The sequence below is a fragment of the Terrabacter sp. Ter38 genome, from assembly GCF_024519435.1.
Taxonomy (GTDB): Bacteria; Actinomycetota; Actinomycetes; order Actinomycetales; family Dermatophilaceae; genus Terrabacter.
The window spans coordinates 221,999-243,536 of record NZ_JALJRZ010000006.1 but is presented as its reverse complement, the minus strand read 5'-3'; the positions used below and the strand labels follow the sequence as shown (position 1 = coordinate 243,536).

The window sequence follows — 21,538 nt, the reverse complement described above, 5'->3', positions numbered from 1 at the left end:
CCCATGGGCAGCACCCTCGAGACCCGCTTCGACACGACGGGTCCCATCACCCTCAAGGCCGAGCTCCTCGTCGGCGACCTGACGCTGACCGTCGGCACCGGTCCGACGACGACCGTCCGCCTTCACCCGCACGGCAAGCACGGCGCCGAGATCGCCGAGAAGTTCACGGTCGAGGCCCACGGCAACGACGTGTCCGTCCTCGCACCGAAGCTGCGCGACAGCTTCTTCTCCCTCGGTACCAAGGGCTCGGTCGACGTCGAGGTCGAGCTGCCCGCGTCGAGCACGGTCGATGCCAAGACCGGCGCCGGCGACATCACGGCGGCCGGGCTGCTCGGGGAGGTCCGCGCGGCCACCGGCGCCGGCGACCTCACCTTCCACGAGGTCGGCGCGGCCCGGCTCAAGTCCGGCTCCGGCGACATCACGCTCCAGTCGGCGAGCGGCGACCTCGACGCCAAGACCGGCTCGGGCGACATCACCGTCGGCACGGGTGGCGGGCGCCTCGACCTCACGTCGGGCAGCGGCGACATCTCCCTCCGCCGGTCGGACGCCACGGTCAAGGCCAAGACGGGTTCCGGCGACCTCCACATCGGCGCCTCCACCGGCGACCTCGAGCTGACGACGGGCACGGGTGACGTCAGCCTCGACGGTGTGCACGGCGGTGAGGTGAGGGCCAGGACCGGCACGGGCGACGTCACCATCGCCGTCGCCCACGGCGTCGCGGCCTACCTCGACCTCAACACCGTCACCGGCGACGTCGACATCGACCTCGAGGAGACGTCGGGACCCGGGGACTCCGAGGCCCAGGCGCGCCTCGTCGTCCACTCGGGCAGCGGCGACATCCGGGTCAAGCGGGCGCAGGTGAGCCTCGCATGAGCACCGGGACCCTGAGCCTGTCGCCGCAGGAGGCGATCGCCCGCGACCGCATCGTCGAGCGCGTCGCCGCCCGCCACCACGCCCCCAAGGTGGGTCGCACCCGCCGGCACGTCCGGGCCGCGCTCCTGCTGCGCGGCCTCGCCGAGCGGCTCGACCCGACCGCCGAGCGTCGCGGGCGTGCGGACCTGCACGTCGTGCCCGCGCCGCACGCCGGCAGCCCGCGTCCGTGGAGCGCTGCACCTCGCCGGGCCCCGCACCGGCACAGCTGAACCCCTCCCCTCACCACGGAGCCCGTCGACACCGGTCGGCGGGCTCCGTGCATCCACGCCCAGCGGGTCCGTGGCACCATCGGACGATGTACCTGCCAAGGGCGAACGCCATGGCCGACCCCGACGTCACGGCCTTCCTCGCGACCCATCCGGCCGCACGCCTCGTGACCGTCGGGCCCGACGGTCGTCCGGACTCCACCCTGCTGCCCGTCATCGTCGACGGCGACCGCGTCGTCGGCCATCTCGCCAGAGCCAACGACCACTGGGCGCGCATCGCGCCGGGGTCGCCGGGGCTCGTCGTCGTGGGCGGTGTCGACGCGTACGTCTCCCCGGGGTGGTATGCCACCAAGGCCGAGCACGGACGCGTGGTGCCGACGTGGAACTACACCGAGGTCCAGCTACGTGGTGCCGTCACCGTCCACGACGACCCCGACTGGGTGCTCGACGTCGTCACCAGGCTCACCGAGCGCCACGAGTCCGGGCGCGAGCTGCCGTGGTCCGTCGACGACGCCCCGCCGAAGTACGTCCGCGGCCGATTGCGGGCCATCGTCGGCATCGAGGTCGTCGTCGAGTCGGTCGAGGGCAAGGCCAAGCTGAGCCAGAACCGGTCGGATGCCGACCGCGAGGGAGCGATCGCGGGGATGCGTGCCGAAGGCGCGGGTGCCTCTCTCGTGGTTGCCGACGAGATGGAGCGCGTCCTCCGGGAGTGAACGTCTCTGCGACACAAGGCTGCCCAGCCCATGCCGAACGCATCATGCGGGCACAGACGCGCCACAGGTGCCGGCGCGAACGTGGGGACATGGACACGACACCCCGCCCCGGAACCGCTCCCTCGACCTTCCGTGCCACGCTCCGTCGTGGCCTCGGCGCCGCCGGCGCTGCCGTCGCCGTCGCCTTCGTCGGCACCACGGCCCTGGGCGCCGGGGAGGCGCACGCCGCAGGCGTCGCCGGGGGTCTGACTCCCGTCGGCACCGCGTCCGCGCCGATGCCGCACCCGCACCGCAACCAGGCGGCTCACCCGGCCAACCTGCCGGCGGCCACGACGACGGCCTACCGCTACTCGTTCCGCGACGGGCAGCTCATCCGGCTCTGAGGCCCCATCCCGGCGTGCCGCCTCAGCGGGCCGGGTCGAGCCAGGCGTGCACGAGCGGCACGACCGATGCGCCCTCGCCGCTCGCGGACGCCACGCGCTTCATCGAGCCCGCCCGGATGTCGCCCGCTGCGAAGACGCCTGGCACCGTCGTCTCGAGGCTCTCGGGCGGCAGGCCGTCGCGCCACCGGTCCTGCGGCACGTCGCGGCCGGTCAGGACGAAGCCGCGCGCGTCCCGAACCACGGCGTCGGGCAGCCAGTCGCAGTGCGGGGCCGCACCGATGAGCAAAAAGAGGCCGCGGCACTCACGTCGCTCCTCGGTGCCGTCGGCGGTGTTGCGCACCGTGACCCACCCGAGCCGTCCGTCCTCGCCGGGGCCGCCCGCGACGACCTCGGAGCAGGCGAGGACAGTGATCCGCGGGTTGTAGGCGATCTCGCCGACGAGGTAGTCCGACATCGTCTCGGCGAGCGACTCGCGCCGCACGAGGATCGTCACCGATCGGGCGAAGCGGGCCAGGTGGATCGCCGCCTGCCCCGCCGAGTTGCCACCACCGACGACGACGACGTCGGCGCCCTCCATCTCGCGGGCGGCGGTCATGGCGCTGCCGTAGTGGACGCCCAGGCCGACGAGTCGCTCGATGCCCGGCGCGTCGAGCCGGCGGTACTTCACGCCTGCCGACACGACGACGGCCCGGGCGAGCAGGTCGCCACCCTCGGTGCAGAGCCGGTGCGGCGCCAGCACGCCGTCGGCGTCCACCTCGCCGGGCACGAGCGACGTGACCGGCCAGCCGGAGAAGAACTGGGTGCCGAAGCGGATCGCCTGGTTGCGCGCGCGCTGGGCCAGCCGCATCCCGCTGATGCCTCGCGGGAAACCGAGGTAGTTGCGGATCATCGACGACGTACCGGCCTGTCCGCCCACGGCCTCCGCCTCGAGCACGACGGTGGTCAGCCCCTCGGACGACGCGTAGACGGCGGCGGCGAGGCCCGCCGGTCCGGCGCCGACGATCGCGACGTCGACGACCCGCTCGACGTCGACGTCGGCGGGGCGCCCGTAGATGGCGGACGCCACGTCGCGGATGCTCCGGGCGCTGCCGACCCGCTGGTTGAGGTCCATGAAGAGCGGGAACTCCGGCTCGCCGCCCTCAGCGGCGACGAGCGAGAGGACGTGGCGGCCCTTCTCGCTCTCGGGGGCGTAGACGCGGTTGGGCAGCCCCATCCGATCGAGGTAGTCGCGGATGCTCAGGGTCAGGGCGTCCTCGACGGGCGAGACGATGGCGACCGCCACGACCTCGGGCTCGGCCACCGTCGAGCCCCAGTCGGACAGCAGCTCGCAGATGGCGGTGTGGAACTCCTCGTCGCGGGCACCCCGCGGCGCGAGGAGGTAGGCGTCGTACTTGCCCTTGGCCATGCCGCCGCGCAGTCGCTCGGCGTCCTCGCGGAAGCTCGAGACGTGGGCGGCGATGACGCGTCGCGCGGTCGGCACGCTCGAGCGCCACCAGTGGAAGGCCTCGAGCACCTCGGCGTCGGGGAGGCGTGACTCGGTGACGAACATCGCCACCTGGCCGCCCTCGGCGACGACGCGCTTCGCGGCCAGCTTCGCCTCGTGGGCGGAGGTCGCGGTGGGCAGCTCGTAGTCGCGGGCGTAGCGCCCGAACTCGTCGAGCAGCTCGTCGCAGCGGGTCTCGGACACGAGGATGATCGCCGGCTTCACCCTGCCGATCCTAGGAGCCCCCGCCCTCCTGGAGTATGCCGTCGCCTCAGTCGGTGACGACCGTGACGTCGTCGGGGGAGCTGAGCACCTCGACGGCACCGTCGGCCGAGACGGCGAGGTCGACGCGACCGCCGCAGAATCGCAGTCCCTCGACCCGCAGCGAACCGTAGGGGGCGGGTCGCACCGGAGAGAGGCGCAGCGTGCGGGTGGCCGCGTCGGGTCGGGGGCGGAGGGCCACGGTGAGCAGCGCGACGGCGGACGCCGCCGACCAGGCCTGCGGCCGGCACGACGCCGGGTAGGGCGTCGGCGCACCGGCGAGGGCGAGACCGGAGTAGAGCTCGGGCCAGCGGTAGGAGAAGGCCTCGGCCGACGCGAGCAGGGTCCGTGCGACCGTGCTCGCCTCGGCGCCGAATCCCTCACGGGACAAGCCGATCGCCGCGATCGCGGTGTCGTGGGTCCAGATCGAGCCGGTGTGGTAGCCGATGGGGTTGAAGCCGCCGTTGCCGGCGCCGAGGGTGCGCACGCCGAAGTCGTCGAGCAGCTCGTCACCCGTGACGGTCGCTGCCACGGCCGCGGCCTCACCCGGGGTCAGGGCCCCCGTGCCGAGCACGTGGCCCATGTTGGAGCCGAGCCCGTCGACCGCCCGGCCCGCGCCGTCGAGGGCGATGGCGAGGTGGTGGCCCGCGTCGGTGTCGACCCAGAAGCGGTCGCGCATCCGCCCCTCGAGAGCGGTCGCCGCGGCGTCGGCGGCGTCGGCCTCGGCGTGGTCGTCACCGAGCGCCCGGTGGAGGCGCGCGGCGGCGCGGAGGGCCTCGACGGCATACGCCTGCGCCTCGACGAGCGCGATCGGGGCGTCGGCGACCGTGCCGTCGCGCCACCGGATCGAGTCGCCCGAGTCCTTCCAACCCTGGTTGGCGAGACCGGTGCCGGACGTGTCGAGGTACTTGAGCAGGCCGTCGTCGTCGGGCTGCCCGTCGCCCGTGAGCCAGGCGACGGCTGCCCGCATGGCCGGCAGCAGGGTGCGGGCGCGCTCGGGCGGCAGCCCCCAGTCGCACGCCTCGGCGAGAAGGCAGACCCAGAGGGCGGTCGCGTCGACGGTGCCGTAGTAGACCTGCGGCAGCGTCATGCCCGTTGTCGTGTCGCGGTGCACGTGGCGGCGCAGCTCGTGCGGGATCTTCCCGGGCGCCTCGCCCGTGACAGGGTCGTGCGTCCGGCCCTGGCGTCGGGCGAGAGCGTGCAGCGTGCCCTCGGCCAGGTCGGTGCCGAAGGGCAGCAGCATGCGTGCCGTCCAGATGGAGTCGCGGCCGAAGAGCGTGAGGTACCAAGGGGTTCCGGCTGCGGCGAAGACCTGCTCGGGCGACAGCGGGTCGCGCAGGACGAGATGTCGCAGGTCGTCCAGTCCGTGCTCGACGGCACGTGCGAGGCGGTGGTCCTGGGCGGTGACGCGCACGTCGTCCCAGGCCAGCGCGTCGGCGCCTGGGTCGGCGTCGAAGGCGGAGGCCTGCAGCCGCTCGGTGGTGACACGCAGGCAGAGCGAGGTGGTCCGGCCGGGCTCGACGACGAGCGTCGTCTCGAGCGCGACGCACCCGTCGTCGCCGGGCCGCAGGGCCACCGTGGCGCCCGGGGGGAGCTTCTCGAGCGTGACCGTCGTGCGGTGCCAGTCGTCGGTGAGGACGACACCGTCGGCCGTCGTTGCGGCCGCGGTGGCAGGACCCTTGAGGTGGCCGGACTTCACGGCCCCGATGTCGAGACCGTCACCGGCGACGACGAGTCTCACGGGAGCGTGCACCGTCTGCGCGGCCCGTGAGGTGATGGCGACCTGCTCGGTGAGGGTGCGGGTGCCCGAACCGAGCAGGCGCCTGCTCCGGAGCACCTCCACGGTCGGGTCGGGTCCGAGGTTGCCCAGCCCGCGCGCGGCGGCGGCGTAGTCGGCGGCGGCACCCGACGCGCGCTCGGCCACGAAGGCGGGCGTCTCGCCGGCGACCTCGAGGCGCAGCGTGCCGAGGATGCGTCGGTCGTCGACGTAGAGTCCCTGGCTCGTGCCGGGGAGCACGTCACCCGAGCGGTCCGAGAGCACCGTCGCGTTCCCGTCGACGACGATGGACAGCTCGTGCAGCCAGGGCTGGCGAGGGGGGAGCGGCGCGTCGCGCTCGGACACCGAGGGGCCTTCCGTCGGGAGCAGGGGTCGTTGCCGGAGAGGAGCTGGGGGACGCCGGAGGCGCCCGACCAAACCTGTCACGGAACGGTCAAGCATGCTTGACCATCGGGGCAGACCAGAGCATGCTCCCTCTCGTATGAACGTTCAAGTCCGTTCCGTTTTGAACGATCAACACGGCCCGCGAGGGACCGGGACCAAGCGCAAGGGAGCGTGACGGGTGACCACCGACGAGAGCCGAGAGGCCGGGCGTGACGCTGTCGCCACCCCGTCGCGCCCGACGATCGTCGACGTCGCCGAGGCCGCGGGTGTGTCCCGTCAGACGGTGAGCAACGCCCTCAACCGACCGCACAAGGTCGCCCCCGACACCCTCGAGCGGGTGCTCCGGGAGATCGAGCGGCTGCGCTTCACCCCGCACGTCTCCGCCCAGCAGCTCCGGCGCCGACGCGCCTCGGCCTACGGCTTCGAGGTGAACCCGTCCGGGCACCGCCGCCTCGGCCACATCCTCGACGAGTTCCTCGTCGAGCTCACCGTGTCGGCGCCGTCCCACGCCAGCCACCTCGTCGCCTTCGCGCCCGACCCGGACGACGTCATCGCCGGCTACCGACAGACCCTCGCGAGCGGTCTCGTCGACGGCTTCGTCCTTGCGGACACACGGCACGCCGACCCCCGCCCGCCCTGGCTGCTCGAGCAGCACGTGCCGTTCGTGTCGTTCGGACGGGTGTGGGACCTGCCCGAGCTGACGCGCTGGGTCGACGTCGACGGCCACGCCGGGGTGCTCCAGGCCGTGCGGCACCTCGCCGAGGCCGGCTATGCCCAGATCGGCTGGCTCGGCTGGCCCACCGGCTCACCAGTCGGTGACAACCGCCGGCAGGGCTGGTCCGACGGCCTCGCCGAGCTCGGCGTCACGGGCGATGCCCCGACCGCCGAGGCGGTGCAGGACCTCGACGAGGCGACCGACGCCGCCGCACGTCTGCTCGACCGGCTCGGCCCCGACTCGGCCGTCGTCTGCGCCTCCGACCTGCTCGCCCTCGGTGTCCTGCGCGCCGTCCGCAATCGTGGCCTCGAGCCCGGGCGCGACGTCGGTGTCGTCGGCTTCGACGACACCGACGTCGCCGCCGCCATGCAGCTGACGAGCGTCCATCAGCCCGTGGCCGAGGCCGCTCGCACCGCCTGGGACATGCTCGTCGACCCCACGACGTCACCCGGCCCGGTGCTGCTCGAGCCCTCCCTGACCGTGCGCGCCTCGAGCGTGCGCGAGCCGGCCGCCCCCGCGCGTGCCGGCACCCGACCCACCGCCAAGCAAGCGCGGCCCGACGACGAACCACCCGGCATACGCCCCTGATCCAGGGGCACGTGCTGCTGACCCACCACCACCCGAAACAGGAGACACCGATGTCACGCAAGACCACCACGGCGGCCGTCGCAGCCTGCCTCACCGGAGTGCTCGCGCTCGCCGCGTGCGGCGGCGGAGGCGGCTTCGACAACAGCGGCGGCAGCGGCGCGACGCAGCCGCCCGCGAGCGGCCCGGTCACGATCACGTTCATGATCACCTCGAACGGCCCGGCAGACGTCAAGCTCCAGCAGGACACCGTCAAGGCCTGGGAGACCAAGACCGGCAACAAGGTCCAGGTCGTCGCCGCCTCCGACATCAACCAGCAGCTGACCCAGGGCTTCGCGGCCGGCTCGCCGCCCGACGTCTTCTTCACCGACGCCAACGTCTTCCCGACGTACGCCAAGGCCGGCAACATGCTCGCCTACGGCGACCAGCTCGACATGAAGAGCGACTTCTACGACGGCCTCGTCAAGACCTTCACGTACGACAACAAGTTCTACTGTGCGCCGAAGGACTTCTCGACGCTCGCCCTCATCGTCAACACCGACCTGTGGACCAAGGCCGGGCTGACCGACGCCGACGTCCCCAAGACGTGGGCCGACCTCGAGACGGTCGCCAAGAAGCTGACGACCGGAGGGGTCAAGGGCCTCGTCATCGGCGACACGCGTGACCGCATCGGCGCCTTCATGAAGCAGGCCGGCGGCTGGATCACGAACGCCGACCAGACCCAGATGACGGCCGACACCCCCGAGAACCTCGCCGGTCTTCAGGAGGTGCAGAAGCTGCTGGCGAGCGGCTCCACCGCCTATCCGAAGGGCGTCGACTCGGGCTGGGGCGGCGAGGCCATCGGCAAGGGCAAGGCCGCCATGACGATCGAGGGCAACTGGATCAAGGGCGCCGTCAAGAACGACTTCCCCGACCTCAAGTGGAAGGCCTTCGAGCTGCCCGAGGGCCCCAAGGGCAAGGGCACGCTGTCGTTCACGCAGTGCTACGGCGTCGCCTCCGCGAGCAAGAACCAGGCCGCGGCCGTCGACCTCGTCAAGTACCTCTCGACCGCCGAGCCGGCTCTCGCGCTCGCGAAGGGCCTCGGCGTCATGCCGTCGCTCAAGTCAGCAGGCGACGGCTACAAGGCCGCCTTCCCCGACGAGGCCGCGTTCCTCGCCGGAGCGGAGTACGCCCAGGGCCCGGTCACCGTCGCCGGCATGGACCCCGTGCTCAAGGACTTCGACACGCAGCTGCAGGGCCTCCCGGGCGCCGACCCGAAGGCCATGCTGGCCCGCCTCCAGAAGAACGGCGACGCCGTCCTCAAGTAAGTCCTCCCGACCCCACCCCCGGCGTGGCGGCCGGCCCCCATCCCGGCCCCCACGCCGCTCCTCTGACCAGGAGGGCACCACCATGCGCAGAGGCGGATCCGCACGCGCGTCAGAGACCCGCTCGGGCTGGCTCTTCGTCAGCCCCGTCATCATCGTCCTCGGGCTGTTCCTCGTCGCACCGATCGTCATCGCCTTCTGGGTGAGTGTCAGCGACTGGAACGGCCGCGGATCACCGCTCAGCTCGGGCGTCTCCTTCGTCGGCGCCGACAACTACCGACAGCTGCTCACCGAGGACTCCCTGACGCGGAGCGACTTCGCGACGTCGCTGCGCAACAACTTCTACTACGTGCTCATCGTCGTGCCGATCCAGACAGTGCTCGCGCTCGCTCTCGCGCTACTGCTCAACCAGCGGCGGCTCAAGGGGCTCAGCTTCTTCCGCACCTCGTACTACTTCCCCTCGGTGACGAGCTCGGTCGCGATCGCGTCCGTCTTCCTCTTCCTCTTCGCCGGCGGCGGCTCGGTCAACGCCCTGCTCGGGATCTTCGGCATCGACGGTCCCCAGTGGTTCGCCGACCCCCGCGGTGTCCTCCACATCATGCTCGGCTGGGTCGGGATCGGCGGTGGCGCCGACGGCGCTGGTCCGGCGGCGCTGACGTCGCGCGACTTCCTCGGGCTGACCTGGTGGGACTGGCTCTCCGGCCCGTCCGTGGCCATGCTGACGATCATCGCGCTCGTCATCTGGGTGTCGGCCGGCGGCTACATGCTCCTCTTCCTCGCGGGGCTGCAGAACATCTCGGCCGACGTCTACGAGGCCGCGTCGATCGACGGCGCGTCACGGTGGCGGACGATGCGGTCGATCACGATCCCGCTCCTGCGCCCGACCCTGTTCACGGTGCTGACGCTCGGGTTGATCGGGACCTGGCAGGTCTTCGATCAGGTCTACATCATGAGCAAGGGCAACCCGGGCAAGACGACCCTGACCCCGGCCTTCCTCAGCTACGACCAGTCGATCAACAACGGGCAGTGGGGATCCGGCACGGCCATGTCGTTCGTGCTCTTCGGGATCATCATCGTCTTCACCGCGATCCAGTCGCTCGTCCTGCGTGACCGCGACGCCAGCACTCGCGGCTTCTTCGGGCGGCTCCGCAGCCAGCCCATCGCCGCACCACCCCAGCACCCGACGTCGACGACGGGACCGACGACATGAGCCAGACCACCCTGACCGACCGCCACGTCGGCGCCCCCGACCCCGAGACGCCGAAGGCTGCTCCGCGGCCGCACGCGACCCGGACGGCGATCCTCAAGGCCCTCGGCTACTCGGCGCTGACGGTCTTCGCGCTGCTCTACCTCTTCCCGTTCATCATCCAGATCGGCACGAGCTTCAAGACCGACTCGGACGCGACGGCGAACCCGCTCAACCCCATCCCGTCGAACTTCACGACGGCGGCCTACCAGCAGCTCTTCCAGCAGGACTTCGGGCTGTGGTTCACCAACTCGGTGGTCGTCGCGCTCTTCGTCACCGCGGGACGCGTCTTCTTCGACTCGCTCGCCGGGTATGCGTTGGCGCGCCTGCGGTTCCGCGGCCGCGGGGCGGTGACCCTGGCGATCGTCGTGACGCTGGCGGTGCCGGGCGTCGTGCTGCTCATCCCGAAGTTCCTCATCATCAAGCAGCTCGGGATGTACGACACGTACAGCGGCATGATCCTGCCGCTCGTCGCCGACGCGGCCGGCGTCTTCATCATGAAGAACTTCTTCGAGTCGATCCCGGTCAGCCTCGAGGAGGCCGCCAAGCTCGACGGGGCCGGCGTCTTCCGGACCTTCTGGTCGGTCGTGCTGCCCGTCGCGAAGCCGGCGCTCATCACCATCACGATCATCGCGTTCCAGTCGTCGTGGAACGAGCTGCCGCACTTCCTCGTGTCGCGGGCCTCGCCCGAGACGAACACCCTGACCACCGGTGTCGCCGGGCTCCTCACGGGAGCGCTGGGCGCGGGCAACCGCTACCCGCTCAAGCTCGCCGCGGCGGTGCTCATGACGATCCCGGTGGCGTTGATGTTCTTCGTCTTCCAGAAGCGGATCATCTCCGGCTCGCTCGAGGGCGCCGTCAAGGAGTAGTCACGCGACAGCGGTGTCGGGGGCGTCGGGGGCGTCGGTGGCGTCGCCGCGCGCCGTCTCGGGTCGCTCGCGCAGGGTGAGCCAGAGGCGGTGCGCGGTGATGACGGCGAGGGCCCAGGCCAGGCCGATGAGCCAGCCGGCGAGCACGTCGGTGAGCCAGTGGTGCCCGAGGAAGACACGGGAGAGCCCCATCGTGAGGACGAAGATCGTGCCGAGCGTGATCGCGAGAGCCCGCTGCCAGGCTGCTGTCGTCTCGATGAGGACGAGGTAGACGACGATCGTCGTCAGCACGGTCGCGTTGAGGGTGTGGCCGCTCGGGAACGACGGCGAGATCTCGAGCGGTGGCACGGCGAGCGAAGCCGGTGGGCGGGCGCGGTCGACAAAGTTCTTGCCGACGATCGTCATGGCGAGTGACCCGGCCGCGGCGATGACGGTGAGGACGATCGGCGTCCACCGGCGACGACGCCACGTGATGATCGCCACGGCGACGAGGGCGAGGATCGGCATGCCGACCGGACCGCCGACATCGGTGAAGGCCGTGACGGCGGAGTCGAGCCCGGGGGAGCGGAGCGTGATCGCCGAATCGAGGACCGGCTGGTCGACGGCGGTCAACCCGTCGCGCCCGACGACACCCTCGTAGATGGTCTCGATGCCCTCGACGAGGGCGACCATGACGATGAGCGCGATGACGGAGAAGACGACGAAAGCGATGTGGGCGGAGGACCACGAGGCGACGCGCCGTGCGGCCGGGCGTGAGACGCGGGCCAGGCCGGCGAAGAGGGCGACGAGCCACCGGCCGAAGCGGGTGTGCCAGGTGGTGAGGTCGCGCGCCCCGATGGTGTCGTCGGGGGTCTGCGGGCGCGTGGGCTCTGGCATGCCCCATCCTTACCCACGAGCGGCCGTCCAGCCGCAGAGGTATGCCGTCCGGCGCGTCACGTTGAGACGTAAACCATTGCGGGACAGACGTTTTCATGTGGACAAGTCTTGTCCGGTTGTTCGAACACCTGTACGATCAAGGATATGGAGCAGAGCCGGAGCACGCAGCAGATCGAGCAGGACTGGGACCACGTCGCGTCCCTGGCCGCCGACCTGCACGACGCGCACGCCCGGTTCGTCGACCTCGTCGTCGCGGTCCTGGCCGACGGGTCCTGGCAGGCCGCCGGGCTGCGGTCGCCGGAGCACTGGCTGATGCTCCGCGCCGGGCTCTCGCGGGGCCAGGCGGGCGCGATGGTGCTGCTCGCGCGCCGCGCCGCGGAGCTGCCCGCGACCGTCGCGGCGTTGCGGGAGGGACGGATCAGCCTGGACCAGGCCGCGGTCGTGGCCCGGCACACCCCGGCCGCGGTCGTGGCCCGGCACACCCCGGCCGCGTTCGACACCACGGTCGCGCAGTTCGCCCAGCACGCGACGGTGACCCAGCTGCAGCGCACCGTCACCCGCTACGACTTCACCCTCCAACCCGACAGCGTCGACGACCGCGGCCGCGCCCTGCCCGGCGAGGCCACCATCAGCGACGTGGGACCGGTGAGGGCGGAGCCGGTCGAACCGGCCCACCTGTCCATGGGCCTGGACGCCGACGGGCGGTTCCGGCTGCGCTACGACGCCCCGGCCGAGGTCGGCGCCCTCGTCGAGTCCGCCCTCGCCGAGGCCAAGGACCACCTCTTCCACACCCTCAGCACCATGGGTCCCCCGAGGGAGTCGAGCCCGACCGGCAGCTGCTCAACGGCGACGTGCTGCACCCGAGCTGGACCGAGGTCGACGGCGGCCGGCCCCGCGTCACCTGGGCCGACGCCCTCATCGTGCTCGCCACCCGCTCCCTCGACGCCGCCACAAGCAGCGCCGACGGTGCGGGCCGTTCCGGTGGTGCAGCCCGGCGGGCCCGGTACCGGGTGCAGGTCCACCTCGACACCGACGGCGGCTGGCTCACCGGCCGCCCCCGCCTGCCCCAACACATCACGAACCAGCTGACCTGTGACGGGACCCTGACCCCGGTCTGGGAGACCGACGGGCACCCCGTCAACGTCGGCCGCGCCCACCGCGTCGTCCCGCACCGCACCCGCATCCTGGTCCTGGACCGCGACCGCGGCTGCCGCTTCCCCGGCTGCGGCTGCACCCGCCACCTCGAGATCCACCACCTGACCCACTGGCGCGACGGCGGCCCCACCGACACCAGCAACCTGCTGGCCCTGTGCACCTTCCACCACGACGGACACCACCGCGGCGAGTTCACCCTCACCGGCGACCCCACCCACCCCGACGGGCTCACCTTCCACACCGACACCGGCCTGCTCATCGGCCCACCCCAGCAACCACGGCAACCACCCCCACCACCCCGGCTCACCCTGACCCCCGGACCGAACCAGCCGGACGGCTCGGGCGAGTCGGACCAGCCCGACCGGCGCAGACCACCAGCCCGACTCGGCCGCCGCTACCCCGCGCCCTCCGGTGGCACCCTGCACCCGCACCTCGTCGACTTCACCCCGACCTGAGGCTGCTCAGCTGTCGAAGAGCTGCTGTCCCTCCCACGTCGACAGGCAGAACGGGTGGCCGGCCGGGTCGGCGTAGACCCGGCAGTGGTCGTTGGGCTGGACCTCGAGCAGTCGGGCCCCGGCGGCGGTCGCGCGTGCCCCGCTCGCCGCGAGGTCGTCGACGAAGAAGTCGAGGTGCAGCTGCATCGGCGCCGAACCACCTGGCCAGGTCGGCGGCCGGAAGTCCTCGACCTGCTGGAAGGCGATGAGCGCGCCCCCGGTGCTCACCGCGGCCCAGTGCGCCGAGCCCTTGGCCAGTCCGCCCGTGATCTCGGCATAGAACTGCGCGAGCTCGAGCGCATGAGGCGCGTTGACCGTCGTCCCGTCGAAGCGGATCGTGTCGGACATCAGCGGTCCGTCATGGTCTCGTAGGCGGGGGTCAGCGCCGTCCAGCGTTCCTGCCAGGCGGGAGCGGGCGCCTCTGACGACCAGCCGCCGTCGTGAGCAGAGCCGCCGCTGCGCAGCGAGCGTCCGAGGTCCTCGAGGTGGACCTGCCAGCCGGCTCCGTAGAAGTGGAGCTGCCCGACCGGCAGTCCGCGCTCCTCGACCACGAGGCGGGTCTTCGTCCCCTCGGTGGTGAGCCAGGCCTCGATCTGGCTCTCGTCCTCGGTGCCGGGCTCGGTCGTCAGCAACAGGTGGTGCGGCGCGTCGCAGACCTCGACCGTCGCCGGTCCGGTCCACGTGCTCGTGAAGACGGCGTGCACCGTTCCGCCCACGCGAAGATCCCCGGAGACCTCGGCGATCCATCGGGCCAGCCGCTCGGGGTTCGTGCACGCCTCCCAGAGGTCCTGGATGTCCGTGTCGTAGACGTCCTCCACGCGGACCGCTCCGCGGGTGTCGTCGAGGGCGCGCATCGTGCCGGTGATCTTCACTTCCGTGCCTTCTTTCCTCGTGCGATCTCCGTGTGCAGGGCATCGAGCCGGTTCTGCCACAGGACGCGGTAGTCGTCCAGCCACTCGTCGACCTCGACGAGGGCCTCGGGGCGCAGGGTGTAGATCCTGCGCTGCGCCTCCTGGCGCACGTCGACGAGCCCGGCCTCGCGGAGCACCCGCAGGTGACGGGACACGCCTGGCCGGGCGATCGGCAGGGCGTCGGCGAGCTCGCCTGCGGTGGCCGGGTGGTCGCGCAGGATCTCGAGCACCGTGCGTCGGCTCGGGTCGCTCAAGGCCTGCAGTACCGCGTCCATACAGTGAATGTACCCAATCAGTTATGTACCCGCAAGGATAATCATGTACGACCCAGTGACGTTCGCGGCGCCGTAGGGCGCGGCTGAGCGGGACTGGCCGCGCGAGCGACGGGCCGCCGACATCGGCGAACTCGTGCTTGACCCGCGTCGCCGCAGTGCCATCCGCCGGCACGGCGTCGATGACGGAGAACCGCCGCCGCTCAGCCGCCGAAGTCCTGCGTCCAGTAGTAGCGGTACGGGCCGCCGACCGCCGATCCGACGCCGATGGCCGTGTAGCGGCAGTTGAGGATGTTGGCCTTGTGTCCCGGGCTCTTCATCCACGCGTCCATGACGGCCTTCGGGGTGGGGTAGCCGGCCGCGATGTTCTCGCCGATGATCGAACCGGTGTAGCCCTGCGCCCGGATCCGCTGTGCGAAGGTGCGCCCGTCGAGGCTCGTGTGCGCGAAGTAGCGCCGCTTCGCCATGTCGATCGAGTGCGCCTGGGCTGCTCGGGAGAGGCGAGCATCGAGCACGAGGGCGCGGCACCCGACCTTGGCGCGCTGCACGTTGACGAGCTGGATGACCTGGTTCTGGACGCTCATCGTCGCTGCTTGGGCCGTCTGGGACGAACCGATCGCCGGGGTCGCGGCGAGGGCGGCCGAGGCAGCGACGACGAGACCGATACGAGTGCGGGTGGGAGTGCTGGTCGACTGCATGGGTCCTCCGAGATGACTGCGGGCGTATGCCGTCCAGCCACGGTACGGAGGTCGCGGGCGTCTGTCGACGAAACGGACATGTCTACCGGCCGGCTCGCGCCGTCGACGGCATGCCGTCACCACCCATGGCTAGCGTTGGCGCCATGACCTTCGAGGTGCGCCCGGCCACGCTCGCGCGGTTCGACGACGTCGCGACGATGCTCGGGCCGAAGAGCCCGACGTCGAGCGTGTGCTGGTGTCTGAGCCACCGCGTGGACGCGAAGACCAACAGGAGTCTCGTCGGCCCCGAGCGCCGCGAGTTCGTCCGAGCGCTCACGCGCCGCCGGGTCGCCCCGGGAGTGCTGGCCTACGACGGCGCCGAGGTCGTCGGCTGGGCCGCCGTGGCGCCCCGGTCGGAGCTGCCCTTCGCGCGGTCGGTGAAGATCCCGCACGTCGACGACGTCGCCGTGTGGTCGATCTGGTGCATCCGGGTCCGCCCCGGTCACCGCGGCCAGGGCATCGCCCAACCACTCCTCGAGGGCGCCGTCGGCTACGCCCGCGACCAGGGCGCGCCCGCCGTCGAGGGCTACCCCGTCGACAACCGCGGCGAGAAGGTCGACCTCACGATGGCCTACGTCGGCACGCGCGTGCTCTTCGAGCGTGCCGGCTTCGCCAAGGCGGCCGACACCACCGCCGTGTCCGGGGGCTTCCCCCGCGTCGTCATGCGCCGGTCGATCTCCTAGGGTCGCGGCATGACGGTCGTTGGTGCTGACGGGCTCGCCCGCCCCACGTGGGCCTCCGTGGACCCTCTCCTCATGGACTACTACGACACCGAGTGGGGGGTCCCGATCCGCGACGAGCGAGGCCTCTACGAGCGGATCTGCCTCGAGGGCTTCCAGGCCGGACTGTCGTGGGCGACGATCCTGCGCAAGCGCCCGAACTTCCGGGTGGCCTTTGCCGACTTCGACCCCGACGTCGTGGCGACGTACACCGACGCCGACGTCGAGCGGCTGCTCGGTGATGCCGGCATCATCCGCCACCGCGGCAAGATCCAGGCGACGATCACCAACGCCCGGGCCACCGTCGCCCTGCGCGACGAGGGCGGTCTCGTCGACTTCGTCTGGGGCTTCCAGCCGCCCGACACCCCGCGCCCGCACGACCACTCTGACGTGCCGACCGTGTCCGACGAGAGCAAGGCGCTCTCAAAAGCCTTGCGCAAGAAGGGTTTCGCGTTCGTCGGACCCACGACCATGTATGCCTTGATGGAGGCCGTCGGCATCGTCGACACCCACCTCATGGGCAGCCACCGCCGGGGCAGCTCGGGCGTCTGGCCCGCCTAGACCTCAGCCGAGGATCGCCCGGGCCGCGTTGTGGCCGGGGATCGCGCTGACTCCGCCGCCGCGCCGGGCCCCCGCACCGCCGAGCAGCACGTTGTCGTATGCCGTCTCGACGCCCCAGGTGCCCACCTCGACGTCCCGCTCGGCCCAGGGCCACTGCAGCGAGCGGTGGAAGATGTTGCCGCCCGGCAGGCCGACGGACTGCTCCAGGTCGACGGGACTCTTGACCTCGATGCAGGGGTCGCCGTTGGCGTCACGGGCGAGCACCGACTCGATCGGCTCGCCGAGCACCGAGTCGAGCGAGCGGAGGGTGGCCGCGAGGGCTTCCTTCGTCGCCGTCTCGTTGTCGGCCCGGAAGAGGCGCGCCGGCAGGTGCAGCCCGAAGAGCGTCAGGGTCTGCGCGTCCGTCGCGGCGAGCTCCGCGCCGAGGATCGAGCGGTCCGAGAGGGTGTGGCAGTAGATCTCGCACGGCGGCAGGTCCGGGATGCGGCCGTCGCGCGCGGCGGCATACGTCTGCTCGAGCTGGGCGTAGCCCTCGTTGATGTGGAAGGTGCCGGCGAAGGCTGCGGCCGGGTCGACGGCCGCGTCACGCAGGCGGGGCAGGCGGGTCAGCAGCATGTTGACCTTGAGCTGGGCGCCCTCGACGTCGGGCTCCGTGTCGACCGGTGCCGCACCCGCCGCAGCCAGGAGGCGGTTGAGGACGGTGGGTGCGCACCCGGCCACGAGGGTGCCACCGATGGCGCCGCCAGTGCCGGCGCTCCCGCCTGCCCAGGCGACCTCTCCCGTGGAGGGGTCGACCGACGTGACCTCGGCGCCCGTGATGATCGTCGCGCCGGCCGAGACCGCCGCTGCCGCAAGGGAGTTCGTGAGCGCGCCCATGCCTCCGACGGGGACGTCCCAGTCTCCGGTGCCGCCTCCGATGAGGTGGTAGAGGAAGCAGACGTTCTGGCGCAGGTCGACCTCACCGAGCGAGGCGAAGGTGCCGATGAGGGCGTCGGTGGCGATGATGCCGCGGAGCGTGTCGTCGTCGGTGACCGACTCGATGAGCTCGCCGACGGGACGGGTCGTCAGCGCGTCGAAGAGGTCGGCGTCGCCGGAGAGCGTGCGCACGTCGTCGCGGGAGCGCAGGGGCTCGAGGACGGTCGGGAAGACCCGCGCGGCGACGTCGGCCATCCGGGAGTAGAAGTCGCTCCACCCGGCGTACGCGTCGTCGCCGCCGGTGAGCGCGCGGAAGGCGGCGCGCGTCGCCGCCTCGTCACCGTGGTCGACGAGGAGGCCACGGTCGGGATCCGACGGGACCGGCGTGTACGACGAGAACCGCCTCCGGATGAGCTGCAGGTCGAGGTCGAGGTCGGTGAGCACCTGACGCGGCAGCAACGAGACGAGGTAGGAGTAGCGCGACAGTCGCGCGTCGACCCCCTCGAAGGCCCGGGCGGACACGGCAGCGCCGCCCACCCGGTCCGATCGCTCGAGGAGGAGGACAGTCCTTCCCGCGCGGGCCAGGTAGGCGGCGGCCGTGAGGCCGTTGTGACCGGCCCCGATGATGATGTCGTCGTAGCGCACCCGGTCAGACTAGGTGCCGTGCCCGGGCGACGCCCGACGACCTCACCACTGCTTCACCGCAGGCTCACCGCGAAGCCACGGACCTCCTCGCGGCGTCCTGACGGGCCGAGTAGAGCCGGTCGGCGGCGTCGATGCTCGTGCGGCTGCTCAGGTCGACCCCGGCGCGGGCCGCGGCCGCGCGGGCGGCGGGCGTCGTGAGGTCGGGAGCGACGAAACGCTCCGGGGTGATCGTGCGGTCGACGGCGGCATACCGCCTCGCGTCCCGGGCCAGCGAGTCGGCGGACGCCGTTGCCCTGGCCTCGGCCTGCGACGCCGAGAGCTTGAGGGCGAGCCCGAAGGCGGGCTTGGTGACGACGGCGTAGCCGTCCCGGTGACCGGCGATGTTGGGGTGGTAGCTCTCGCCGATCGGGTTGGACAGGCCGTTGAGCCACTCGACGTTGTCGCACACCGCGTGCCCGACGAACTTCGAGGTCGGGTTGACGAACGTGAACCCGGCGTTGGCCGCGGCGCTCGCCGTCCTGGAGTTGAGCAGGTCGGCGGTGGCGTTGAGGCGCGACTCCTCGGTGGGGGAGAACCACGTGAAGGCGTTGCAGTCCTCGCCGTTGAAGATGCGCGGGTAGCCGACGACGATGACGCGGGCGTTGGGGGCCTTGGCGCGGATCGAGGAGTAGAGCGTCGCGAGGCGGCCCGGGATCGTGGTGTTGATGGTGCCCTGGGCCGTGTCGATGGCGCCGTTGCAGTTGCTCAGCCAGCTCGGCTGCGCGCACGTCGTCAGCACGCTCGCGAAGCCGGCGTCGTTGCCCCCGACCGAGATCGTGACGTATGCCGTCGTGCTCGAGAGCGCCGACAGCTGGGTGTTCGTCACGTCGGCGACCGTCGCGCCGGAGCACGCGCGGAAGGTCAGTGCCAGCCCGAGGGCCGAGGCGTCGAGCGACGGGTAGGCGTAGACGGAGCGCTGGCACGACGTGCCGTCGCTGATGTACGTCCGCGTCCCGGTGCCCGAGGAGTAGGAGTCGCCGAGGGCGACGTAGCCCGTGCCCGCTGCGACGGCCGGGGCGCCGAGGGCGAGGGCGGCTCCGGCTCCGATGACGGCGGAGAGGCCGGCCCCGAGGGCACGCCGGCGGGTGGATGACATGACGGACCTGCTCTTCACGACACACTCCTTTGTGGGTGGAAGGCTTCCTGACGCCGAGCACTGCAACCTGCCGGGGCGCCGCCCGCGGCCACGCTGTGCCCTGCGTCACACGTCCCACTACCGGACAGTAGGGCCAGCCCGGTGGTCCCGCGAGCCGAACTGAGGGTGGCCGCTGGCGGCAGGGTGTCGGCCCGTCGCCAGGCGGTCAGGACGGCGTCGCGCCACGGTCGCCGAGGAGGCCCCGGAGCCACCTCGTGCGCGGGTCGACATCGACGAGCAGGGTCTTGACGAGCAGCGTCAGCGGGATCGCGAGCACGGCTCCGATGGCGCCGAGGAGGAGCGACCAGACGACGAGCGACAGGATCGTCACGACCGCCGAGAGCCCCACGACGTCTCCGACGACCTTCGGCTGGATCACCGACTGGATGATGAGGTTGATGACGCTGTAGACCACCACGACGATGACGAAGGAGCTCCACCCGCCATCGAGCAGCGCGAGGATCGCCGGGGGCACGAGGCCGATGACGAAGCCGATGTTGGGGATGTAGTTCGTGATGAAGGCGAGCAGTCCCCACAGGAGGGCGCCGGGCACGCCGACGAGCCAGAGGAACACGGTGTCGAAGACGGCGACGATCGCGCCGAACACCGTTGCCACCACGAGGTATCGGCGCGTTCCGTGCGTGAAGGACGTCATCGCCGACACGAACGCGAGCCGCTCGCTCCGGAGCGTCGTGAGTGTCTCGGAGAAGCCCTTCGCGTCCATCGCGGCGAAGAGCACGAGCGCGAGCACGAAGACGAGGTTCGTCACGAGCGACAGGACGTCCGAGAGCAGCGACGTGATGAGCGCGCTGACGCGCCCGAGGTCGAGGGACGAGGCGATCGCCTGCGTCTGCTCGGGCCTGAAACCGCGGGCGGCCAGCCAGTCGGTCACGTCGGCGACGAGGGACGCGAGGTCGTCGGCGTACTGGGGGAGCAGGCCTGCGAGCTCCGCGCCCGACACCACGATGAGCAGGGCCAGGCCCACGATGCCCAGGTAGATCACGAGGACGACCGCGAGCGTGCCGAGCCAGTGCGGGAGGCCATGACGGACCAGGGCGTTGCGCACCGGGAACGCCGCGATGATGAGGACGAGGGCGAGGAAGAGTGGGCCGAGGATGCCCGACACGAGGTGGATGCCGTACGCGACGACGAAGCCCGCCGCCAGTGCCACGAGGATGAGGACGCCGCGCGGCATCGTGGGGACGGCGGGCACCGCCGGAGCCCCGGACGGCGTCTCGGGAACCGGATCCTCGGGATCGCTGGCCCCCGGTACGTCCGCTGCGCTCATGCCTGTCATGTCATCACCGGGACTCGGCACGGGCGTCACCCTGCCGGGGTGATGCCCACCACGGGTGCACGCCGGAGCATGAAGGCGAGCGACGTCTGCATGACGTCGCCACGAGTCGGGAGGGAGTCCCATGTCGACTGCGACGGGGCCCATCGGGCCAGTGGACCTGGCGGTCATCGGATTCCGTGGCGAGCTGCGACAAGGCGGCATCCGCGATGCGGTGGCACGAGCCGTCGACCGAGGGGCCGTGCGCGTGCTCGACGTCCTCCTCGTCCGCAAGGACGACGACGGCAGCGTGCGGCTGTTCGACGCCGAGTCACCCGAGGGCGCGGAGGAGCTGCTCGGCTTCCCGACCGTGATGCCCGACCTCGTCGGGGAGGAGGACGCGCTCGCGATCGCCGCCGAGATGGACCCCGGCACGACGGTGCTCGTCATCGCCTGGGAGAACGTGTGGGCCTCCGAGATCGCTGCCGAGGTGCGCGAGCTGGACGGGCAGCTGCTCGTCATGGAGCGCCTGCCGCGCGAGGACATCGAGGTTGCCCTGGCGGCCATCTCGTCGAACGAGGAGGGGTCATGAGGGGACGCAGGGGCAGGCCGGGTCTGCTGGGGGTGGCGGCCCGGACGGCCGTCGTCGCCGGCACTGCCACCGCGGTGAGCGGCAAGGTGGCGCAGGGCCAGCAGGCCAAGGCACAGCAGGCCGCGGACGCCCAGGCCCAGCAGCAGCAGGAGGCCGCGGCCCAGGCCGCCGCCACGGAGGCCCAGGCGCCCCCGCCACCCCCGCCGCCGCCTCCGCCGCCGGCCCCCGTTCCCGCGGCCGACGACGTGCTGGACTCCCTCGAACGCCTGGCGGCACTGCACGCGCAGGGCATCCTCACCGACGAGGAGCTGGCGCAGCAGAAGGCCCGCATCCTGGGCGGCTGATCCGGATGTGG

At 71.8% G+C, this 21,538-nt stretch carries 24 protein-coding genes; 14 read left to right on the top strand and 10 right to left on the bottom strand.

Annotated elements, in window-relative coordinates; all coding sequences use genetic code 11:
* The first annotated feature begins 3 nt into the window (after positions 1-3).
* The 4 genes from NR112_RS14425 (at position 4) to NR112_RS14410 (ending at position 2,235) form a co-directional block, all read left to right on the top strand.
* Positions 4-873 carry a DUF4097 family beta strand repeat-containing protein gene (locus NR112_RS14425; RefSeq protein WP_256795001.1) on the top strand — a complete coding sequence of 290 codons (870 nt, stop codon included), beginning with the start codon at positions 4-6 and terminating at the stop codon, positions 871-873.
* A complete protein-coding gene (locus tag NR112_RS14420; RefSeq protein ID WP_256795000.1) occupies positions 870-1,142 on the top strand; it encodes a hypothetical protein in 273 nt (90 codons plus the stop codon). The genes NR112_RS14425 and NR112_RS14420 overlap by 4 nt, the downstream gene beginning before the upstream one ends.
* 86 nt (positions 1,143-1,228) lie before the next feature.
* A complete protein-coding gene (locus NR112_RS14415; RefSeq protein ID WP_256794999.1) occupies positions 1,229-1,852 on the top strand; it encodes an FMN-binding negative transcriptional regulator in 624 nt (207 codons plus the stop codon).
* A gap of 89 nt (positions 1,853-1,941) precedes the next feature.
* Entirely contained in the window at positions 1,942-2,235 is a 294-nt protein-coding gene (locus NR112_RS14410; RefSeq protein WP_256794998.1) for a hypothetical protein, read from the top strand.
* 22 nt (positions 2,236-2,257) lie between these two features.
* On the opposite strand, the gene NR112_RS14405 is transcribed toward NR112_RS14410, so the two are convergent.
* Positions 2,258-3,943 carry an FAD-dependent oxidoreductase gene (locus NR112_RS14405; RefSeq protein ID WP_256794997.1) on the bottom strand — a complete coding sequence of 562 codons (1,686 nt, stop codon included), beginning with the start codon at positions 3,941-3,943 and terminating at the stop codon, positions 2,258-2,260.
* A 46-nt stretch (positions 3,944-3,989) separates the two neighbouring features.
* Positions 3,990-6,101: a glycogen debranching N-terminal domain-containing protein gene (locus NR112_RS14400; protein ID WP_256794996.1), complete on the bottom strand. Its 2,112-nt coding sequence runs from the start codon at positions 6,099-6,101 to the stop codon at positions 3,990-3,992.
* A 217-nt stretch (positions 6,102-6,318) separates the two neighbouring features.
* Here NR112_RS14400 and NR112_RS14395 point away from each other — a divergent pair, with 217 nt between their 5' ends.
* From NR112_RS14395 to NR112_RS14380, 4 genes are all read left to right on the top strand, one after another.
* Positions 6,319-7,443, top strand: a complete 1,125-nt coding sequence (locus NR112_RS14395) for a substrate-binding domain-containing protein (protein WP_256794995.1) — start codon at positions 6,319-6,321, stop codon at positions 7,441-7,443.
* 50 nt (positions 7,444-7,493) lie between these two features.
* Entirely contained in the window at positions 7,494-8,747 is a 1,254-nt protein-coding gene (locus NR112_RS14390; RefSeq protein ID WP_256794994.1) for an extracellular solute-binding protein, read from the top strand.
* Positions 8,748-8,829: 82 nt separating this feature from the next.
* On the top strand, positions 8,830-9,954 hold the full coding sequence (locus tag NR112_RS14385) for a carbohydrate ABC transporter permease (RefSeq protein WP_256794993.1): 1,125 nt from the start codon (positions 8,830-8,832) through the stop codon (positions 9,952-9,954).
* Entirely contained in the window at positions 9,951-10,859 is a 909-nt protein-coding gene (locus NR112_RS14380) for a carbohydrate ABC transporter permease (protein WP_256794992.1), read from the top strand. The genes NR112_RS14385 and NR112_RS14380 overlap by 4 nt, the downstream gene beginning before the upstream one ends.
* Here NR112_RS14380 and NR112_RS14375 read toward each other — a convergent pair whose 3' ends face one another.
* Entirely contained in the window at positions 10,860-11,735 is an 876-nt protein-coding gene (locus tag NR112_RS14375) for a phosphatase PAP2 family protein (protein WP_256794991.1), read from the bottom strand.
* A 144-nt stretch (positions 11,736-11,879) separates the two neighbouring features.
* Here NR112_RS14375 and NR112_RS14370 point away from each other — a divergent pair, with 144 nt between their 5' ends.
* Positions 11,880-12,824, top strand: a complete 945-nt coding sequence (locus NR112_RS14370) for a DUF222 domain-containing protein (protein ID WP_256794990.1) — start codon at positions 11,880-11,882, stop codon at positions 12,822-12,824.
* Positions 12,746-13,345, top strand: coding sequence for an HNH endonuclease signature motif containing protein (locus tag NR112_RS14365; RefSeq protein WP_256794989.1), 600 nt, complete (start codon positions 12,746-12,748; stop codon positions 13,343-13,345). Before NR112_RS14370 ends, NR112_RS14365 begins: the two co-directional genes overlap by 79 nt.
* Positions 13,346-13,351: 6 nt before the next feature.
* On the opposite strand, the gene NR112_RS14360 is transcribed toward NR112_RS14365, so the two are convergent.
* The 4 genes from NR112_RS14360 to NR112_RS14345 form a co-directional block, all read right to left on the bottom strand.
* Positions 13,352-13,732, bottom strand: a complete 381-nt coding sequence (locus NR112_RS14360) for a VOC family protein (RefSeq protein WP_256794988.1) — start codon at positions 13,730-13,732, stop codon at positions 13,352-13,354.
* Entirely contained in the window at positions 13,732-14,256 is a 525-nt protein-coding gene (locus NR112_RS14355) for an SRPBCC domain-containing protein (protein ID WP_256794987.1), read from the bottom strand. Before NR112_RS14355 ends, NR112_RS14360 begins: the two co-directional genes overlap by 1 nt.
* The gene (locus NR112_RS14350) at positions 14,253-14,570 is read right to left on the bottom strand and encodes a helix-turn-helix transcriptional regulator (RefSeq protein ID WP_256794986.1); all 318 of its coding nucleotides are present in this window, start codon (positions 14,568-14,570) and stop codon (positions 14,253-14,255) included. The genes NR112_RS14355 and NR112_RS14350 overlap by 4 nt, the downstream gene beginning before the upstream one ends.
* 200 nt (positions 14,571-14,770) lie before the next feature.
* Complete coding sequence (locus tag NR112_RS14345; protein ID WP_256794985.1) at positions 14,771-15,265, bottom strand: CAP domain-containing protein; 495 nt, start codon at positions 15,263-15,265, stop codon at positions 14,771-14,773.
* A 143-nt stretch (positions 15,266-15,408) separates the two neighbouring features.
* On the opposite strand from NR112_RS14345, the gene NR112_RS14340 reads away from it, so the two are divergent.
* Both NR112_RS14340 and NR112_RS14335 read left to right on the top strand, forming a co-directional pair.
* Positions 15,409-15,987, top strand: coding sequence for a GNAT family N-acetyltransferase (locus NR112_RS14340; protein ID WP_256794984.1), 579 nt, complete (start codon positions 15,409-15,411; stop codon positions 15,985-15,987).
* Between the two features lie 9 nt (positions 15,988-15,996).
* A complete protein-coding gene (locus NR112_RS14335) occupies positions 15,997-16,584 on the top strand; it encodes a DNA-3-methyladenine glycosylase I (protein ID WP_256794983.1) in 588 nt (195 codons plus the stop codon).
* 3 nt (positions 16,585-16,587) lie between these two features.
* On the opposite strand, the gene NR112_RS14330 is transcribed toward NR112_RS14335, so the two are convergent.
* The 3 genes from NR112_RS14330 to NR112_RS14320 form a co-directional block, all read right to left on the bottom strand.
* On the bottom strand, positions 16,588-18,144 hold the full coding sequence (locus tag NR112_RS14330; RefSeq protein ID WP_256794982.1) for an NAD(P)/FAD-dependent oxidoreductase: 1,557 nt from the start codon (positions 18,142-18,144) through the stop codon (positions 16,588-16,590).
* Between the two features lie 64 nt (positions 18,145-18,208).
* Positions 18,209-19,297 (bottom strand): SGNH/GDSL hydrolase family protein, encoded by a 1,089-nt coding sequence (locus NR112_RS14325; protein ID WP_256794981.1) that lies wholly within the window; start codon positions 19,295-19,297, stop codon positions 18,209-18,211.
* A gap of 187 nt (positions 19,298-19,484) precedes the next feature.
* The gene (locus tag NR112_RS14320) at positions 19,485-20,606 is read right to left on the bottom strand and encodes an AI-2E family transporter (RefSeq protein WP_256794980.1); all 1,122 of its coding nucleotides are present in this window, start codon (positions 20,604-20,606) and stop codon (positions 19,485-19,487) included.
* A 130-nt stretch (positions 20,607-20,736) separates the two neighbouring features.
* Here NR112_RS14320 and NR112_RS14315 point away from each other — a divergent pair, with 130 nt between their 5' ends.
* Both NR112_RS14315 and NR112_RS14310 read left to right on the top strand, forming a co-directional pair.
* Entirely contained in the window at positions 20,737-21,183 is a 447-nt protein-coding gene (locus NR112_RS14315; RefSeq protein WP_256794979.1) for a DUF6325 family protein, read from the top strand.
* Positions 21,180-21,527 carry an SHOCT domain-containing protein gene (locus NR112_RS14310; protein WP_256794978.1) on the top strand — a complete coding sequence of 116 codons (348 nt, stop codon included), beginning with the start codon at positions 21,180-21,182 and terminating at the stop codon, positions 21,525-21,527. The genes NR112_RS14315 and NR112_RS14310 overlap by 4 nt, the downstream gene beginning before the upstream one ends.
* Positions 21,528-21,538: the final 11 nt, after the last annotated feature.

What these genes read in the sequence shown, in the direction of transcription:
- NR112_RS14425 (WP_256795001.1), top strand. Translation starts at nt 4, where the DNA reads ATGGGCAGCACCCTCGAGACCCGCTTCGACACGACGGGTCCCATCACC.
- NR112_RS14420 (WP_256795000.1), top strand. Translation starts at nt 870, where the DNA reads ATGAGCACCGGGACCCTGAGCCTGTCGCCGCAGGAGGCGATCGCCCGC.
- NR112_RS14415 (WP_256794999.1), top strand. Translation starts at nt 1,229, where the DNA reads ATGTACCTGCCAAGGGCGAACGCCATGGCCGACCCCGACGTCACGGCC.
- NR112_RS14410 (WP_256794998.1), top strand. Translation starts at nt 1,942, where the DNA reads ATGGACACGACACCCCGCCCCGGAACCGCTCCCTCGACCTTCCGTGCC.
- NR112_RS14390 (WP_256794994.1), top strand. Translation starts at nt 7,494, where the DNA reads ATGTCACGCAAGACCACCACGGCGGCCGTCGCAGCCTGCCTCACCGGA.
- NR112_RS14385 (WP_256794993.1), top strand. Translation starts at nt 8,830, where the DNA reads ATGCGCAGAGGCGGATCCGCACGCGCGTCAGAGACCCGCTCGGGCTGG.
- NR112_RS14380 (WP_256794992.1), top strand. Translation starts at nt 9,951, where the DNA reads ATGAGCCAGACCACCCTGACCGACCGCCACGTCGGCGCCCCCGACCCC.
- NR112_RS14375 (WP_256794991.1), bottom strand. Translation starts at nt 11,735, where the DNA reads ATGCCAGAGCCCACGCGCCCGCAGACCCCCGACGACACCATCGGGGCG.
- NR112_RS14370 (WP_256794990.1), top strand. Translation starts at nt 11,880, where the DNA reads ATGGAGCAGAGCCGGAGCACGCAGCAGATCGAGCAGGACTGGGACCAC.
- NR112_RS14360 (WP_256794988.1), bottom strand. Translation starts at nt 13,732, where the DNA reads ATGTCCGACACGATCCGCTTCGACGGGACGACGGTCAACGCGCCTCAT.
- NR112_RS14350 (WP_256794986.1), bottom strand. Translation starts at nt 14,570, where the DNA reads ATGGACGCGGTACTGCAGGCCTTGAGCGACCCGAGCCGACGCACGGTG.
- NR112_RS14345 (WP_256794985.1), bottom strand. Translation starts at nt 15,265, where the DNA reads ATGCAGTCGACCAGCACTCCCACCCGCACTCGTATCGGTCTCGTCGTC.
- NR112_RS14340 (WP_256794984.1), top strand. Translation starts at nt 15,409, where the DNA reads ATGACCTTCGAGGTGCGCCCGGCCACGCTCGCGCGGTTCGACGACGTC.
- NR112_RS14335 (WP_256794983.1), top strand. Translation starts at nt 15,997, where the DNA reads ATGACGGTCGTTGGTGCTGACGGGCTCGCCCGCCCCACGTGGGCCTCC.
- NR112_RS14320 (WP_256794980.1), bottom strand. Translation starts at nt 20,606, where the DNA reads ATGAGCGCAGCGGACGTACCGGGGGCCAGCGATCCCGAGGATCCGGTT.
- NR112_RS14315 (WP_256794979.1), top strand. Translation starts at nt 20,737, where the DNA reads ATGTCGACTGCGACGGGGCCCATCGGGCCAGTGGACCTGGCGGTCATC.
- NR112_RS14310 (WP_256794978.1), top strand. Translation starts at nt 21,180, where the DNA reads ATGAGGGGACGCAGGGGCAGGCCGGGTCTGCTGGGGGTGGCGGCCCGG.